Genomic DNA, 16,789 nt, shown 5'->3' with positions numbered 1-16,789 from the left:
ATGAAGAGAAAGTTTGATGAGTTTGAATGGAGTCATAACGAGGAGCAACGGAAAAAAGAGCAAAGAATAGAAGAAAAAAACATTCCAGAAGCTAATTCAAGTTCTGAATTTAATCCCAAGGATGGTGTTGATTTAGTTCAACGCGGCTTGGTTTATCGCCGAGAGGGACAATTAAAATTAGCCCTGGATGACTTCAATGCGGTGCTGAGAATTAATCCCGAGAATGACTTTGTTTTGGCTCGTCGCGGCGAGGTTCATCGTTTGTTGGGTGATTTGGAGTCGGCCGTACAAGATTTCAATGCGGTGTTGCAAATTCATTCCTCTGATGAGTTTTCTTTAATTCAGCGCGGGATGGTTTATGGTTTGTGTGAAGATTGGGAGTCAGCCATACAAGATTTCAGTACCGTCTTACAAGCTACTCCTGATAATGGCACTGTTTTAGCTTACCGCGGTGATGTTTATCGTATGAAGAAACAATATGAATTAGCACTACAGGATTTTAATACGGCCTTACAAATTATCCCCAATAAAAGCGTTTTTTTAGCTCGTCGCGGTGAGATTCATTATCTGCTTGGGTATTGGGACTTGGCCTTACAGGATTTCAATGAAGCGTTGCGCACTAATCCTCATAATGCTGCTTTTTTGACTCGTCGTGCCGATATTTATTACCATCAAGGAGAATTGGAGTCGGCACTGGCGGATTTCAACATGGTGTTGTTAATTAATCCTAAAGATGCTGATTCATTAGCTTGTCGTGGTGATATTTATTATCAGCAAGGGGAATTGGCGCCGGCACTCGCGGATTTCAATGCGGCATTGCAGATTAATCCCAATGATGATTGGACTATCGTTCGGCGCGGTGGGATTTATAGTAAACAGAGACAATTAGATTTGGCTCTAGCGGACTTCAATACTGCATTGAAAATTAACCCTGATAATGATCTTGCATTGACCTCTCGGGCTGATGTTTATATTACAAGGGGACAATTAAAGCAGGCCTTGATGGATCTTAATGCGGCATTACAACATAATCCCAATAATCACGTTGCTTTAGTTCAGCGCGGTGATATTTATGTTTCGCAGGCGCAATATGAATTGGCATTAGCAGATCTCAATCTGGCATTGCATATTAATTTGAATGATCCGTTTGCTTTATATTGTCGAGGGACTGCTTATTATCGCTGTGGTCAATGGGACTTAGCCCTAGCGGATTTCAATACAGCATTGCAAATCAATCCTGATGATGACGGTATTTTAATTCAGCGAGGCCTGGTTTATGCCCAACAAGAGTTGTTAGATAAGGCATTAGAGGATTTTAGTGCGGCGCTGCAAATTACCCCCAATGATGGCCTCGCTTTAGTGTCTCGAGGAGATGTTTATAGGAGGCAGCAACAATACGATTTAGCGCTGCAAGACTTTGATAATGCGTTACAAGTTAATCCTAATAATGGGGCTGCTTTAGGGCGTCGAGGAGCGGTTTATTGCTTATTGGGACACATAGCGATGTGCTTGGAGGACTTCAATGCCGCGTTGCAAATTAATCCTGAGGATCGCTTTGTTTTAATGCATCGAGGGGAGTTTTATTTTCAGCAGGGGTCGTTAGAACTCGCACTAGATGATTTCTCTGCTGTATTGCGAATTTTCCCCAAGGATAATATGGCATTAGTCGCACGTGGTAGAGTTTTCCTTCAACAAGGGCAACTAGATTTAGCATTAAACGATTTTAATTTGGCATTGCAGAATAATCCTCAAGATAGTATTGCTCTGGCTCGTCGAGGTGAGGTTTATAACAAACAAGGGCAACTGGAATTAGCATTAGAGCATTTAAATGCGGCGTTAAAGATTAATCCTAATGATGGTTTTTCTCTGGGGGAGCGCGGTGAAGTTTATATTAAACAGGGGAAATTAAATTTGGCCCTAGCGGACTTCAATGCTGCATTGGAAATTACTCCCAATGATGATTTTGCCTTAATTAAACGGGGTGAGGTTTATATGAAACAGGGACAATTAGAGCAGGCACTGAGGGACTTTAATACGGTATTAGCACGCCATCCTAATTGTGGCTTGGCTTTAGCTTATCGCGGCGAGGCCTATCGTGTGTGTGGCCAATATGAATTAGCATTACAGGATTTTAATCGGGCAGAAGAATTAACACCAAACAATCGAACCAATTTGGAGTTTAAAAAACAGCTCTATCTTGATCAAGAAAATAATATGGGGGCAGCTCAACTTGAATTTCAGCTGGTTAAAATGACACCTTACTCCTATGGAAATGGTGCATTTCCTACCCTTACTTCTCTGGCTAAAGTAGGTCTTTTTAAGGTTCTTCGCGATTCTCAGGAGCAAAGAGAACAACTTAAAAAAGAAGATTATCAGCAACAAATTGATGATAATCATATTAATAAAGAGCTATTAGAATCGATTGAGGTGATTTTTAATCGATAATATGATCGGCTCTTTTAATATTCACTTTATTGTTGAATAAATCAAATGTATTTTATCTGATTTATTCAACAATAAGGGCCAATACGTTCTCTGGCGGGCGCCCTATGATTGCTTTATCTTTCAATGTGACAATGGGGCGTTGCATTAATCTGGGTTCTTTTAGCATGGCTTGCAGCACTTGCGCTTCATTATCCAAAGATAATCCTAATTCTTGAAAAATGGGCTCATTTGTTCGAACAAAGTCTTCGAGAGCAAAATGAGACCGCAAAGCATTTAACTGCTCCATATTAAGCGGTGTCTTAAGATATTCAATAATAACGGGATCAAGGCCTTTGTTTTGCAGAATTTCCAGAGTTTTTCTTGATTTAGAGCATTGCGGATTATGATAAATAGTAATTTTTTGCATGTTCTTTTAAGGTTTCTGAGAATAATTTAGACTATATCATTTTTTTTGAAGTTAATCTTTACTCTCGCTTGGGGCTAAAAATGGGGTAGTTGGGACATGCACAATATCCAGAAATTATGTTCAGTTTATGATAATAAATTATTCCATGCACTAGTGTTATATTTCTTTACAAGTAATTTTCAATCCAGACTTATTTGTTAATCAAGCCTTAAGTTTAAGTGTTTTACACTGATAAAAAGCATAGAGGAGATTATCATGACAAACAAGAAACTAACTGAACGTTTGAACAATGAACTTGACGAACTTGGTGTTCCTGCCTTAATGACTGAGCGAGTTCAAGCGTGTACCAAACTCTTTAAAGTACCAAAATTTAAAATTGAAGCTTTGTTACATGGAGTGATTGCTTTCGACTCCGAAACCATGAAAAAAATCGCTAAGGAGCTGGATGTAAGTATCGATTGGCTGGTAGGTAATCATCAAAGAAAAACCAAACACTAACCTAGAGTTTTTTAATTCTGTTATTTTGCAGCCGGGTGAAAGTGAATACTGCAATCCGGCACAACAACATCAGTTCGGATTACTCCGGCATTCAATCGAGAACAACGAGACTGGCGTGCTGCATAGTATGAATGCCCGCCAGAGCGTAGATGGGTTTAACATCTAAACAACAATAAGTTGGCAAAATCGTACTAATTATCAATCGATAGAATAAGATATAGATATCTATGATATAATATTGCACATTATCAGCTTTTTAATAACAAAGAGCTTGATAAGGCCGCTTATCTTCTCCTAAAGGATCATTGGAGAACTGGATCTTCCCTAGTTTTAATCACTAAACGGGTTTGTTGCCGAGATAGAGAAGAGATGAGTAGTTCCAAGAACTGTCATTGAGCTTTAATTCGGTAAAAATAACCTTTATTTACACACATTACTCTCTCCTTATCTCTTATCTAAAGTCTATTCTTAAATACCGGGAGAGGTAATGTCCAAAAGAAAATATGATGTATCTGATTTGATGAATAACGAGGATAATTTGCAAAAAAAACCACGAGGGGAAAACACTAATCCTGAATCAAATCAAAACCCTGAGATGAATCTCAGTGAGGCTATGTTAACTCAGAGAGGTTTAACTTACCGGCTACAGGGAGATTTAGAACTTGCCTTGAAGGATTTTAATACGGTGTTAGATATTAATCGCAAAGATTCCTTTGCTTTGGCCTGTCGTGGCGAGATTTATTATCAACAGGGACAATTAGAGTTAGCGCTGGTGGATTTCAATATGGCATTGCTTATTAATTCAAGGGATAGTTTTGTTTTAACCCACCGCGGCCTGGTTTTTCATCAGCTAGGAAAGATGATGGCAGCTTCCCAGGATTTTGACACTGCATTATATATTAATCCGAATGATGAAGTTGCCTTAGCTTTTCGAGGTGATATTTATATGGGGCAGGGACACTATGACTTGGCCTTAGCCGATTTCAATGCGGTATTACAAATTAATACCTATTATAGCTTCGCTTTATATAAGCGAGGGCTAATTTATAGCGCCCGTGGTCAATTAAAATTGGCACTAGCCGATTTCAATGCTGCGCTGCAAATTGATCCTAATGATGGGTTTGTCTTAACTCAGCGAGGCGCGATTTATAGCCAACAAGGGGAATTAGAATTGGCTCTGGAGGATCTCAATACTGTGTTACGGACTAAGCCTGAAGATGGTATTGCGTTAGGACATCGAGGAGTAGTCTATTACCGGCGGAAACAAATAGAGCTAGCATTTGCGGATTTTAATGCGGCGTTGCACATTAATCCCCATGATGGATTTGCTTTAGCTTACCGCGGTCTTATTTATGGCTTTAAGAAACAATGGCTGGAGGCACTACAGGATTTCAATAGGGCACTGCAAGTTAATCCCGATGATGGTTTTACTTTATCGCGTCGGGGGGAAGTTTATTATCTGCAAGGACAGCCAGAATTGGCATTACAAGACTTTAATACTGCGTTGCAAGTTAATCCGCATGATGATTTTTCTTTAACTCATCGCGGGTTGATCTATCTGGCACGGAGACAACATCAATTAGCGCTGATGGATTTTCATGCTGCTTTGCAAAGCCATCCTGAAAGTGATGTTACTCTGGTTAATCGCGGTTTGTTATATTACCAGTTAGGTCAATTAGACTCGGCGCTAGAGGATTTCAGTGCCGCATTAAATATTTATCCCGATAATGGTTTTGCTTTAACGTATCGTGGCCAGGTTTATAGTTATAGGAAACAATGGGCAGCGGCACTACAGGATTTTAATGCAACATTACATATTAACCCCAACAATAGCGTTGCTTTAACCTTTCGGGGGGAGATTTACCGTGAGCAGGGGCAGTTTGAATTAGCATTACAGGATTTTAATGCGGCACTGCAAATTAATCCCTCCGATGATTTCGCTTTCGCTCATCGTGGAGAGCTTTATCGCCAGCAGCGGCTGTATAGATCGGCATTGCAGGATTTTGATAAGGCAGAACAGTTGCAACCAAAAAATCGCATAAATTTGGAATTTAAGCGCCAGCTCTATATCGATCAAGCAAATCATAAAGAGGCTGTTAAAATTGAATATCAGTTGGCGACAAACCTACCTTACAGCTATGGAAATGGGACATTTCCCAGCCTCAGTTCTCTTGCTAAAATGAGATTTTTTAAGGCTATTCACCAATCAGAAGATCCCATAAAGCAAATTTGTAATGAAGAGTATCAACAGGTGTATGTTGATAACGATATTAATAAAGAAACATTAGAATCGGTTAGGATGGTTTTGGAGTTCTAGTGTCGCCACTACGTTCATCATAGGTTGTATTAAGAGCTCATTTAATAATACAACCATAACCCTACTAAATTAGCCCTTCCTCTACACGCCATATACCATCCCAGGCCACAGGGGGGGAAATTATTAATTGTTGGCAACGATTGATATAAATATTCGCTAACTGATCCCCAGGAAAAGCTGGGGTTAGTTTTTTAAACAACAGTAAACTGTTCTCCCATTCCCCCCTTTGATAAGAAGTAAATGCCATTTTAAATTCTTTTTTATATTGTTCGAGATTCCCTACATTGGGTGAAACCAATAATTCGTAGATTGCGGTGCTTTTTCGTTTGCCTCGAACAGCAACTTCATCCAGCAAACGGAAGGAAAATTTATTTTCAACTTTTTGGTAAGTGGCTTCACTGACAATAATTTGAGAATGATATGTTTTGTTAATCACTTCAAGGCGGCTGGCTAAATTTACAGTATCACCAAGTGCTGTAAAATTCAGCCTGTCTTCTGACCCCACGTTTCCTACAACCGCTTCACCCGAATTAATCCCTATCCGTATTGCATATTCCGGCAATCCATATTGGCGATTATTACTATTTAATTGTTCTATTCGTTCCAGCATATTAACTGCTGTTTGGCAGGCATGGAAAGCATGCTTCTTGTCCGGAAATGGTGCATTCCAAAAAGCCATTACTGCGTCACCTATGTATTTGTCCACCGTGCCATGATGAGATATCACCGCTTCTGTCATCGATTGAAAGTAGTCTGATAAATACGTCATTAATTGCTGAGGATCAGTTTCTTCAGCTAATTTTGTAAAGTCTTTAATGTCGGAAAATAAAACAGTAATCGTTTGATTCTGACCGCCCACCTGAGCTATTTTGCCGCTGCTGATTAGTTTTTTTACTAGAGAGCTGGGAATATAGCGCTGAAAAGAGGCAAGGCTGGTGCGCATATTAGATAAGCTTTTATCCATATAACTGATTTCTTTGATCATCGTCTTTAGTAAAGGACGGGGTCTGAGATTTAATTTAGTAATTTCTTCAGCTTCCTGGGCCAGTTCGATAATAGGATGAGATATCTTTTTGGAGATATAGCGGGCGATCAGTGCTCCAATAAAGAGAACAATAAAGGTTAAGAGTAAGGCGCGAATGCTTAAGATCTCTAACGGTGCCAGGACATCTTCAGCAGGGACAATAATAGTGATATTCCATGGATCCGTAATCGTTTCTGTGATGGGTTGATAGGCTAAAAAAAATTGTTTTCCCTGATATTGATAAGAGCTTACCAGCGGTTTGGTGTTTTGCCTTATAAAACTGACAAGCGGGATATTAAATTTTTTAATCAGTTCCGGAGTTAATTTCTCTCCCCGAATATCTTGGGTTTGAAACGGATTCTTATAAGCGATAACCTGTTGTTTTTCATTGGTTATATAAATCATTGCATTTTCTGTAACTTGCAATTCTTGAATAAAATGTTGTATTCCATCAACGGTCAGATCCAAGGCCAGAATTCCTGTTAATTTCTTGTTTCCATCATAAATGGGCGCTGCCGCCGTGATGCCTGGAACCAGATAATCACTCTTGCCAAATACATAGAACAGATATATATCGGTCCATATCGGCTTTCCTGCTTTTACAGCTTGCTGATACCAAGGCCTAACTCGTGGATCATAAGGTTTGCTAAGGTAGTTCGTATTAATGATGTTGCCTGCTTGATCCAGTTCATAGCGCATTTTTTGGGAGGGCGTTACAGAATTCAAAACGTGAGTTAAACCAATTACATTAGGTGTTTCATGATCTACCCCATAAAAGTCTCCTTTTACTGTTCCGTAATAAATCATAAATATTTCTGGTTTATAACGAATTCTCTCAGTAAGAAAGCGATCAAATCGTTGGCCGTTATTGGGATCAACGATGCCTCGATTAAGAGTGGTGCTTATTTCGACTAAATCATGACTTAGAGGACGCAAATACATGTGAACTCGTTCTTTGACCAATAATGAAGTTTGCTCAATCAATGTCTTGGCACTTGAGCTCAAGATTTTATTTAATGCTACATAATTAATAGTAATGATTGTAAAGCCAATTACACTTAGTAAAAGGACAAATAAAGTAATAATACTCAGTCGAATGCTAATCTTAAAGCCTTTGAACATGATGGTTTTACGTCCTTTTTCCTTGGAAAAACCTTGGTCTCTAATTTCAATTTAGAAGTATTTCCGCTTATCTACAAGTAGGATTTTATTAATGCCTTATATTTGGGGCGATGGTTCCTATCATTCTTACTATCGGTAGTTAGCTTGAAAGGGTTACTCACTATAGATTTTATTGGAGAAACCTATGGTTTTTACCCCAGACGTGATTGTAAAGAAGTATCTCCCGAGGAAAGATAATGTTTTACACCTTGTTCATTTTCTAGAATTAACATTCCTGTCTGATTTATACCCTTGGCAACTCCGGAAATAATACCTGAGGATTGAGTTACGGTAATGTATTTTTCTTTTAGATAATCAAATTGATTCCATTCATCAATAAAGACCTCAAGACCGTGCATTATAAATTTAGTCAAATAGCGTTCCAAGTTAATCATAAGATTGGCTATTAATAGATTGCGATCATATTTTTGCTGAAATATTTCATACAACGAGCACCAGGGCTTTTCCGGAAGAGGGTGATTTTGAGTATCGGTATTCACATTTAACCCTATGCCAATGATTACCTGGGCATTACCATTTGATTCAGCCTGAATCTCAATCAGGCTGCCGCACAGTTTTTTATCACCCCATAAGATGTCATTAGGCCATTTTATCTTAACGTCAGGTGAGGGATTGAGCTGATTGATGGTCGCCAATACGGCTAAACTGGTTATGAGGCTCAATCCTGATAACCTGCTAAGGTCACAGTTTAGACTCCACCGACTGGAACAATAGATATTCTCTCCAAAAGGGGAGTGCCAGAGTCGGCCGAAGCGGCCTCTGCCCTGAGTTTGTATTTCAGCACAACATACATCAACTGTGGTACTGATGGGTAAATCTTTTAAATAGCGATTTGTGGAATCTATTGAAGTAAATACATGAAGGTTAAAAGATGATGAAGGGACAAGCGTTTTTATATGTTTGGATATTTCCTGCTCATTTAATAAGATCAGTTTACTGGGTAATTTATAGCCTTGGTGAGGCAATCGAGTAATTGGAATCCCTAAATCGATCAATTGATTTATTTGTTTCCAAATTGCAGAACGAGTAATGCCTAATGCTTCTCCTAACTCGTTGCCGCTATGACAGGAACCGTCACCAAGGATGTGGAGTAACGTGAGCTGAGAGTGATTAAATTGCATCATATAAATCAGCCCCTAGTATCTCAGACTGAAAGAGGGGTGGAGTTGAAGCAATCCATGGCGCAGTTCCCTTACAGTAGGGTGGTAGCATAAGGCGCCACTGCAGGCTACTCCTGGCATGAACGAGCGTAGTTGCCATGTGACATTATGAAGCGGATCTTTTACTAATTGTTTTGTTGGTATGGAGGTAGGAACATTAAACTCTTTTGTCGGATAAGAAAGGCCTAGTCCGCACGCTTTAATAAAGGCTTCTTTTTGTGCCCACACATGAAAAAAAACAGCCGCTTTCAATTTCGCCGGCACTTTTGTAAATTCTTCAAATTCCTGATCCGAAAATAAACCTTTTGCTATGCCCTCATAGGGGCGTGCAGAGTAATGTTCCACATCCACCCCCATAGGATGGCCTTTGCCTACGGCGAGCAAGGCAAGGTCTCCGGTATGGCTTATATTAAATTGCAGCCTTTGCGAATTAACCACTGCTGGTTTACCGTGAGAACCGTAAGTGAACTCCAGGCGTTCTGGAGCGGTATTCAAATAGCGGCCGAGGATAATTCTCAAAGCAGCTCTAGCGGTAATAAAACGTCTCTTATGTCGGCTAAAGTAAAATCGGTCGCCACGCGCTTTTTCATCAGCATTCAATAATTGATAGGCAACGTTTAACTCATGCTCCAGGGAAAATTGCCATAGATCAATGCGTGATTCATTTAAAATACAATTTTGTATGTTTAAAGGGGTAAATCCTGTAATTGTCATATGATGTACTTTGAATCTGGCGTCAATTAACGGTTAAGAGTATCATATACCATTGATATTTAATTTACCAAAGAGTAATCAATGAGCCGACAATTTTTGGATTTTGAGCAACCTATTGAAGAGTTGAATCAGAAAATTGAAGCACTTCGCATGATAGGTACGGATAACGAAGTAAATTTAAGTGATGAAATAGCGAAACTTGAAGCTAAATGTTCTGATTTAACCTCCCATGTTTTTTCTAATTTAGAGCCTTGGCAAGTCGCACAAATGGCCCGACATCCACTCAGGCCTCAGACTACTGATTATATTGAACGTATTTTTACCGATTTTCAGGAGCTGCATGGCGATAGAAGTCATTCTTCTGCCCCAGCTATTATTGGCGGACTGGCTCGCTTAAATGATGAGCCTGTTATGGTTCTTGGCCATCAGAAAGGAAAACGTACCAAAGAAAAAGTATACCGCAATTTTGGTATGGCTCGTCCTGAAGAGTATAGAAAAGCATTGCGTCTAATGAGAATGGCTGAGAAATTCAACCTTCCCATCTTTACTTTTATTGATACAGCGGGGGCTTATCCCGGCATTGGAGCTGAAGAAAGAAATCAATCCGAGGCCATTGCACGTAATCTTTTTGCCATGTCACGCTTAAAAACACCTATTATTTGTACTGTAACTGGTGAGGCTGGTTCTGGGGGGGCATTAGCGATTGGAGTAGGAGACAGGGTATTAATGCTGCAATTTGGTATTTACTCGGTAATCTCTCCAGAAGGTTGTGCGTCCATATTATGGAAAGATGCTGCCAAGGCCAGTGAGGCTGCACGTGCTATGGGGATTACAGCAGATAGAATAGCGGAAAATAAATTAGTGGATATGGTAATACCTGAGCCTTTGGGTGGTGCTCATCGTAATGTTGATGATATGGCGAAGCGATTAAAAAAAGTATTAACTACAGAATTGCAGAGTTTGAAAAAGCTGCCATTAGATAAATTAATAGAGCTTCGGTATCAGAAATTTATGGCCATGGGGGCATGTGACTAAATCGTTACTAAGTTCAGAGTGGATAGCTCGTCTGGGTGGGTTCACGAAATTAATTGTAGGGTTTAGCGGTGGACTAGACTCTACAGTATTACTGCACCTGCTCGCTTCTCACTCGTCTTTATGCCCTAAATTAATTGCGGTACATATCAATCACGGTATTAGCTCAAATGCAGAATATTGGCAAAAGCATTGTGAACAATTTTGTCTGAATTCAGGCATCGATTTTATTTCGCACGCCGTGGAATTTGATCGCTCAGCCAATATAGAAGAAGGGGCACGAATAGCCCGTTATACGGTTTTTTCTTCCCTCTTAACGACACAAGACTGTTTGATTTTAGCCCATCATCGTGATGATCAGGCTGAAACGGTACTTTTGCAACTTTTTAGAGGTGCGGGAGTAGATGGTTTAGCAGCTATGAGTGACTTGAGCACTTGGGGCGTGGGAACATTAGCCCGGCCTTTGTTATCTTATTCCCGCGAGCAACTTGAGCATTATGCAGCGAGTCACCAATTAAAATGGATTGAGGATGAAAGTAATCAGGAAATTAGTTATTCTCGTAACTATTTGCGTCATCAAATAATGCCGCTTCTATTAAAAAAATGGCCTGGGGTAGTAGGAAATATAGCCCGAACCGCACTTCATTGTCAGCAAGCCAAGGCTAATTTGGATGAGCTGGCAATCCATGATGATCAGGAATTGCTTACGGCCACTAACTCTTTATTTATTGAACCTTTGAAAAAACTAAGTATAGAGCGCATAACGAATGTATTACGGGTTTGGTTGAAAAAAAACCAAGTTCAATTGCCTTCTACCCTTACTTTCCAACGATTGATCCATGAAGTCTTATTTGCCAGTTCAGACGCAGCTCCCGTAGTGAGTTGGAATGAAATTCAAGTACGTCGTTATCAACAGTATCTTTATTTAGATAAAAAAAAAGTCATTAGTTTACCCCATTGTATTGAATGGACAGAGTTTCCCTTACCTTTAGTTTTAACAGAATATAATTTCTCTTTAATGGCTAAGAAAGTAAATCAAGGCTTAATAGTTCCACAAAATGCTAAAGTAGAGATTAAGTTTAGGAGGGGAGGGGAACAATTCTATTGGCATGGTCAAACCAAACAGTTAAAAAAATTATTTCAAGAATGGGGAGTTCCTCCCTGGCTTAGAGACACAATTCCTTTGATTTATATTAATGATCAGTTTGCAGCAGTAGTTGGCTATGCGGTTAGCGATTTATTTTTTACTCATAATTCCTCGGACTCCTGGTTATTATTAACTAATAGTTAATTATTTATAATTATTAACGCCATTAATTAATTAGTTGTTAACTATTATAATAAGTTAAATAGTAACAAGTGATCAGGTTAATGGAGAATCGTAATGGCGTTTTTTAATATATTCTGCCTGTTAAGTTATATTTCTATCGCTTCTTTTTCTGCAGCAATTATTACCCCTGCCTTACCGGAAATTCAGCAACAGTATGCTCTACTCCAAGGTCAGGTTGAGTGGATAGTCTCTGTTTTTTTAGTTGGCTATGTTTTCGGCCAACTTATTTATGGCCCTTTGGCAAATCGATTTGGACGAATCACGGCTTTGCGCATCGGTTTATTGATTAATCTTCTCGGGATTTTAGTTTGTTTTACTGGCCTTTTTCTTCACGTATATTCGATATTAATTATGGGCCGCTTTATTAATGCCTTGGGTGCGGCAAGTGGTTTAGCATGTACCTTCATGTTAATTAATGAATGGTTACCCGCAGAACAAAGAAGAACAGCGATGGCTTATACCATATTATCTTTTACCTTAGGGATAGGATTGGCGGTCATTTTGGGGGGAATGATTACTGAATACAGTCACTGGGAAAATTGCTTTATCTTTTTATTAGGCCATGGCTTGCTGATGCTTTATGGCACAAGGTTATTTAGTGAAACATTAACCACACCGCAAGCAATTGACCTGGGCTCTATTCTCAGCGGGTACAGGAGCGTTTTATCGTCTGGTACCTTATTGATCTATTCTTTGGTGGTTGGTCTTTGTTCTGCAATAGGATATTGTTTTTCGGCCGCGGGACCACAAATTGTTATGGAGCTATTTCATTTATCACCGGCTGAGTACAGTTATTGGAATCTTTTGAATATGACAGGAATGTTGGCTGGGGGATTATTAGCTAAGGAGTTATTACAAAGATATAAGGCTAATAACGTAGTTTTCTTTGGTTTGATTGGTACTGCATTAGGTTTAGTCAGTATGATTGTGATGGTTTATTCAGGGAATGGCTCCGTCTTGTGGTTTTTTACAAGCACGTTATTTTTGTATTTGTTTAGCGGTCTATTGTTTGCTGGAGGTTCTTATATTGCTTCCAATGCAGTTAATGATAAAGCCAGCGGTGCCGCCATGATGAGTTTTATCAATATGACCAGTGCGACCCTTGCGGTGATTTCTATGGGTTATATAAGTAGCTTGCCTTTGTTTGCATTTATCGCAGTACTGGCGAGTTTTTGGATACTTATTTTTATTATATTGGGTGTCCAAAGAGGATTAGAATTTGTTTATAATAACCGATGTATGGACGTTTAATTGGGTATGGAATTAGGAAAAAAAGGCTTAACCTTCGGGGGCAACTTCAAAGCGATTACGCCCCTTTGTTTTAGCCTGATAAAGAGTTGCATCCGCTGTTTCTAGCAAAGTATTTGGCATCCCCGGACGGGGAGTGCAGCAAGCTATTCCCAGGCTGATTGTGACGTAGGGAGAAACAGTCGAATTGGGATGAGAGAGCTTTAGGTCATAAACCGCTTGTCGCAGCTCTTCTGCAAATACTTTTGCACCGGCCATATCGGTGTCTGGCAAAACACATACGAATTCTTCCCCACCATATCTTGCGATCAAGTCAGTGGCACGGTGAGCCTTGTTCTTTAATGCAAGAGCAATCTGTTTTAAACATTCGTCTCCCGCTTGATGTCCCAGAGTATCATTGTAATGCTTAAAGAAATCCAGATCCGCCATAATAATGGCTATTGGTTCATTATTGCGTAGGGCTCTATTCCATTCCTGAGCAAAATATTCGTCGAACTTGCGACGATTGGCTATCCCGGTCAATCCATCTTGATAGGACATTTCCTCAAGTAAAGCATGAAATTTCTTTTTTTCAGTAATATCTTCACCTACCGCAACAAAATTTTGGATTTCTCCATGATTATTAGTCACCGGAGCAACTTTCCACGATTGCCAGAACATGCTCCCATCCTTGCGTTTGTAGAGTATTTCGCCACTCCATGGGCGGCCGCTCAACACGGTCTTCCATAATTCAATATAGTTATCTCCTGGAGTTTGGTCTCCATGAAAAATACTGGCTTTTTTATTTTTCAATTCTGCTTCGGTATATCCCGTTGCACTGATTAACTCTGGATTAGCGTAGATAATATTCTTGTCTTTATCAACAATCAGTACGGATGCTGGACTTTGTTCGATTGCGGCTTTCATTTCACGCAATTGGTTTCTTTCCAGTATTGATTGGGTAATATCATGGAAAGCGATGACGATACCGTTGGTATTTTCCTTAAATTTGATAGGCGTTACAGTAACTGATACTGGGAAACCAGCTCCATCCTGACGCCAAAAATATTCGTCCTCACTAGAGTAAGGTTGACCTGTTTTTAATACCCCCAAGATCATACAGTCGTCAATAGGATAGGGACTTCCATCGGGATAGGAATGGTGAAATAACTCATGGGAATTTTTACCGAGAACTTCGTGTTCACTAATACCGAGAATTCTACAGGCTGCAACATTCATAAACTTAATTAGACCGTCTTTATCCATGACAAGTAGCCCTTCACCCAGTGCTGCAGTGATGTCACGTAATCGTTGTTCACTTTCTTCAATTAATATATTTGCCTGTTGTAATGCGCGGGTTATCTTGGCATTTTTGTGGAGTGCCTCTTCCAGCTCTCTGGTTCGCATTCTTACCTTGTCTTCCAGCATAACCGTTGTTTGAAATACCCCAAAATCTGAATTGGGTGCATTCATATCTTGTTCGGCACGATCAATCAATGCCTTGATAATTTTATTAAGACGCTCGATTTCCGCTCGTAATCCTTGTTCATCATTGGGTTGAGGTAAATCAGCCATGATTTTTTTCTCGCGATAAACCGATAGCAATGCCGGTAATGGTTTGATTGATATGGACGCCCATGAATTGTTCACCATAGGAATTAAAACCAATAACGTTATTATTCTTTAAAATGTCTTCCACTCGATTCTCCAGGCCTTCCCGCCCTACCTCTAGCTTACGAAGTATGCAGTCGCAAGCTAGTACCAATTGTGGTTTACCAATTTCATCATGAATATTATGAAATGTTTGCTCGAGGTTATTGACGAGATTAACTCCATGGGCAGCCATAAATACCAAACCACTGTCGATGGCGCAATAAAAAGTTAAGCTTCCATCCGGATTACACTTTTGAATGGAGCGCACGTAATCTACCTGATTGATACGTACCACCATTGGAAAAGCCGAGAAATGATTTGAATCAAGTTCATCAACAGGGACACCTATAACGCGTGCGTATTCGATATTTGCTGGATACCCATTAATTTCACTAACAAGGCGTTGGGAAGGGGCCGCTTTGGTTACTACCAGTCTTTCATGCCCGCAGATAAAATGTTGTGATTTAAATACTTTAAATTGATAAATGGTATTCACCAAAGTAAGTACCGCTCTGTCGGTCTGAAAGGAACCTCCATAAAATATCCAGGTTGATTTAAACTGTAAATCATCACCTGCAGAACCTCCAAGTAATAAAATATTGCCTAAAGCATGCTGAAAGGCTCGTGCTATGGGTTCTTCGCGAAGGGATAAGCCATCGATCAGTGATAAAGCAAAAGTATTTCTGGAGTCAGTGTCAGGTGCGCGGGCTTCTAATTCCTGCAGTAAATCATTAACAAAAGCTTGCCCTTTGGCGTCATCGAATTGCTGTATGTTGTCATAACTCTTGGCCACAACCGTAAAGCCATCAGAAGGAAAGCTTGCCCCTGTAAGACTATTTTGAATGTATCCACCAGGTCCGATTTCACCGGCAGTGGTGCATCCTACGACCAGCACGTCAGGAAAAAGAGAATTCATTTCTTCAGCGAGTTCATCAAGAGCATAATGACTGGAGCAGAAAAAAACAACGAGGGACATATGGGGTTGAGATACCGCTGCGTGAAATTCTCTTACAGCAGTACGCGCGTCTTTTGCAGAGGATTGTGCGCTAAGAATATGTGATTTGTTACTCATCCGGTCCCCCCTAATTAATAACGACTCCTTTATAAAAGTCTAGTTAAGCCTACTAAATATAGCAACTTAAGATATTTAATTGGTATGCTAGAATGATAAAGATGCTTGTTTCTTTTCTGTTGGTATTTTACAAAAGGAATTGATTATGAAGACAATTAAACGTTGTATGCTGGCACTTTTAGTTTTAGTCCTCTGCCAGTCCTCAGTTTTTGCTGCTGATACCACTTATTTTGCCGTAGGTAATCAAGGTTATGATGTCGTGAGTTATTTCACGGATCACAAACCAGTTAAGGGTAATGGTGACCATGTAGTGATGCAAAATGGGATTAATTATTTATTTGTCAGTGGCGAACATAAAAAAATGTTTCAGGAAAATCCAGAGAAGTACTTACCTCAGTATGGTGGATGGTGTGCTATGGGCCTTTCCCTGGGCAAAAAAATAGCCAGTGATCCTTTAGCCTGGAAAATTGTGGATGGAAAACTCTATTTGAATCTTAATGAGCGGGTTGCGAAAATTTGGGTTAAAGACATTCCAGGGAATATTAAAAAAGCAAATGCCAATTGGGCACAAATCAAGGATACCGACCCTTCCAAACTATAATTTATAACATACTCCAATAGCCGTCATTGCGAATGAAGTGAAGCAATTGTACAGAACTTAACGAAACATTGTTATGCTTCGCCAAGGCACACAATGACGGCATCTCCGGGAATAGTGACTAATTAGGC

General features: G+C 39.8%; 13 protein-coding genes. 7 read left to right on the top strand and 6 right to left on the bottom strand.

All coding sequences use genetic code 11. The features are described 5' to 3' along the window. Positions 1-2,445 carry a tetratricopeptide repeat protein gene (locus LOX96_RS05510; protein ID WP_250421045.1) on the top strand — a complete coding sequence of 815 codons (2,445 nt, stop codon included), beginning with the start codon at positions 1-3 and terminating at the stop codon, positions 2,443-2,445. A gap of 61 nt (positions 2,446-2,506) precedes the next feature. Here the strand turns inward: LOX96_RS05510 and arsC are convergent, their stop codons facing one another. Then, positions 2,507-2,851, bottom strand: a complete 345-nt coding sequence (gene arsC, locus LOX96_RS05505; RefSeq protein WP_250421044.1) for an arsenate reductase (glutaredoxin) — start codon at positions 2,849-2,851, stop codon at positions 2,507-2,509. Positions 2,852-3,106: 255 nt separating this feature from the next. Between arsC and LOX96_RS05500 the strand changes: the two genes are divergently transcribed. Then, positions 3,107-3,349: a hypothetical protein gene (locus tag LOX96_RS05500; protein WP_250421043.1), complete on the top strand. Its 243-nt coding sequence runs from the start codon at positions 3,107-3,109 to the stop codon at positions 3,347-3,349. 487 nt (positions 3,350-3,836) lie between these two features. After that, positions 3,837-5,666 (top strand): tetratricopeptide repeat protein, encoded by a 1,830-nt coding sequence (locus LOX96_RS05495; RefSeq protein ID WP_250421042.1) that lies wholly within the window; start codon positions 3,837-3,839, stop codon positions 5,664-5,666. A gap of 64 nt (positions 5,667-5,730) precedes the next feature. Here LOX96_RS05495 and LOX96_RS05490 read toward each other — a convergent pair whose 3' ends face one another. The 3 genes from LOX96_RS05490 to LOX96_RS05480 form a co-directional block, all read right to left on the bottom strand. Then, complete coding sequence (locus LOX96_RS05490) at positions 5,731-7,812, bottom strand: adenylate/guanylate cyclase domain-containing protein (protein WP_250421041.1); 2,082 nt, start codon at positions 7,810-7,812, stop codon at positions 5,731-5,733. 191 nt (positions 7,813-8,003) lie between these two features. Then, complete coding sequence (locus LOX96_RS05485; protein ID WP_250421040.1) at positions 8,004-8,996, bottom strand: biotin--[acetyl-CoA-carboxylase] ligase; 993 nt, start codon at positions 8,994-8,996, stop codon at positions 8,004-8,006. A 12-nt stretch (positions 8,997-9,008) separates the two neighbouring features. Then, positions 9,009-9,746 (bottom strand): 4'-phosphopantetheinyl transferase family protein, encoded by a 738-nt coding sequence (locus LOX96_RS05480; RefSeq protein ID WP_250421039.1) that lies wholly within the window; start codon positions 9,744-9,746, stop codon positions 9,009-9,011. A gap of 81 nt (positions 9,747-9,827) precedes the next feature. Between LOX96_RS05480 and LOX96_RS05475 the strand changes: the two genes are divergently transcribed. The 3 genes from LOX96_RS05475 (at position 9,828) to LOX96_RS05465 (ending at position 13,359) form a co-directional block, all read left to right on the top strand. Beyond that, the gene (locus tag LOX96_RS05475; protein WP_250421038.1) at positions 9,828-10,781 is read left to right on the top strand and encodes an acetyl-CoA carboxylase carboxyltransferase subunit alpha; all 954 of its coding nucleotides are present in this window, start codon (positions 9,828-9,830) and stop codon (positions 10,779-10,781) included. Further along, complete coding sequence (gene tilS / locus LOX96_RS05470) at positions 10,774-12,069, top strand: tRNA lysidine(34) synthetase TilS (RefSeq protein WP_250421037.1); 1,296 nt, start codon at positions 10,774-10,776, stop codon at positions 12,067-12,069. The genes LOX96_RS05475 and tilS overlap by 8 nt, the downstream gene beginning before the upstream one ends. A gap of 93 nt (positions 12,070-12,162) precedes the next feature. Further along, on the top strand, positions 12,163-13,359 hold the full coding sequence (locus LOX96_RS05465) for an MFS transporter (RefSeq protein ID WP_250421036.1): 1,197 nt from the start codon (positions 12,163-12,165) through the stop codon (positions 13,357-13,359). Between the two features lie 27 nt (positions 13,360-13,386). On the opposite strand, the gene LOX96_RS05460 is transcribed toward LOX96_RS05465, so the two are convergent. Together LOX96_RS05460 and nosP are read right to left on the bottom strand one after the other, a co-directional pair. Then, on the bottom strand, positions 13,387-14,910 hold the full coding sequence (locus tag LOX96_RS05460) for a sensor domain-containing diguanylate cyclase (protein ID WP_250421035.1): 1,524 nt from the start codon (positions 14,908-14,910) through the stop codon (positions 13,387-13,389). Beyond that, positions 14,903-16,060 (bottom strand): nitric oxide-sensing protein NosP, encoded by a 1,158-nt coding sequence (gene nosP, locus LOX96_RS05455; protein WP_250421034.1) that lies wholly within the window; start codon positions 16,058-16,060, stop codon positions 14,903-14,905. Before nosP ends, LOX96_RS05460 begins: the two co-directional genes overlap by 8 nt. Positions 16,061-16,205: 145 nt before the next feature. Between nosP and LOX96_RS05450 the strand changes: the two genes are divergently transcribed. Then, on the top strand, positions 16,206-16,661 hold the full coding sequence (locus tag LOX96_RS05450; protein ID WP_250421033.1) for a YHS domain-containing (seleno)protein: 456 nt from the start codon (positions 16,206-16,208) through the stop codon (positions 16,659-16,661). The last annotated feature ends 128 nt before the right edge of the window (positions 16,662-16,789 follow it).

The organism is Legionella maioricensis (genome assembly GCF_023618015.1).
GTDB lineage: Bacteria > Pseudomonadota > Gammaproteobacteria > Legionellales > Legionellaceae > Legionella > Legionella maioricensis.
This window is presented reverse-complemented; position numbering and strand designations above follow the sequence as displayed.

Excerpts from the sequence above, each read along its gene's own strand:
- LOX96_RS05465 (WP_250421036.1), top strand. The coding sequence starts at position 12,163 with ATGGCGTTTTTTAATATATTCTGCCTGTTAAGTTATATTTCTATCGCT.
- LOX96_RS05500 (WP_250421043.1), top strand. The coding sequence starts at position 3,107 with ATGACAAACAAGAAACTAACTGAACGTTTGAACAATGAACTTGACGAA.
- LOX96_RS05495 (WP_250421042.1), top strand. The coding sequence starts at position 3,837 with ATGTCCAAAAGAAAATATGATGTATCTGATTTGATGAATAACGAGGAT.
- LOX96_RS05480 (WP_250421039.1), bottom strand. The coding sequence starts at position 9,746 with ATGACAATTACAGGATTTACCCCTTTAAACATACAAAATTGTATTTTA.
- arsC (WP_250421044.1), bottom strand. The coding sequence starts at position 2,851 with ATGCAAAAAATTACTATTTATCATAATCCGCAATGCTCTAAATCAAGA.
- LOX96_RS05485 (WP_250421040.1), bottom strand. The coding sequence starts at position 8,996 with ATGATGCAATTTAATCACTCTCAGCTCACGTTACTCCACATCCTTGGT.
- nosP (WP_250421034.1), bottom strand. The coding sequence starts at position 16,060 with ATGAGTAACAAATCACATATTCTTAGCGCACAATCCTCTGCAAAAGAC.
- LOX96_RS05510 (WP_250421045.1), top strand. The coding sequence starts at position 1 with ATGAAGAGAAAGTTTGATGAGTTTGAATGGAGTCATAACGAGGAGCAA.
- LOX96_RS05460 (WP_250421035.1), bottom strand. The coding sequence starts at position 14,910 with ATGGCTGATTTACCTCAACCCAATGATGAACAAGGATTACGAGCGGAA.
- LOX96_RS05490 (WP_250421041.1), bottom strand. The coding sequence starts at position 7,812 with ATGTTCAAAGGCTTTAAGATTAGCATTCGACTGAGTATTATTACTTTA.
- LOX96_RS05450 (WP_250421033.1), top strand. The coding sequence starts at position 16,206 with ATGAAGACAATTAAACGTTGTATGCTGGCACTTTTAGTTTTAGTCCTC.
- LOX96_RS05475 (WP_250421038.1), top strand. The coding sequence starts at position 9,828 with ATGAGCCGACAATTTTTGGATTTTGAGCAACCTATTGAAGAGTTGAAT.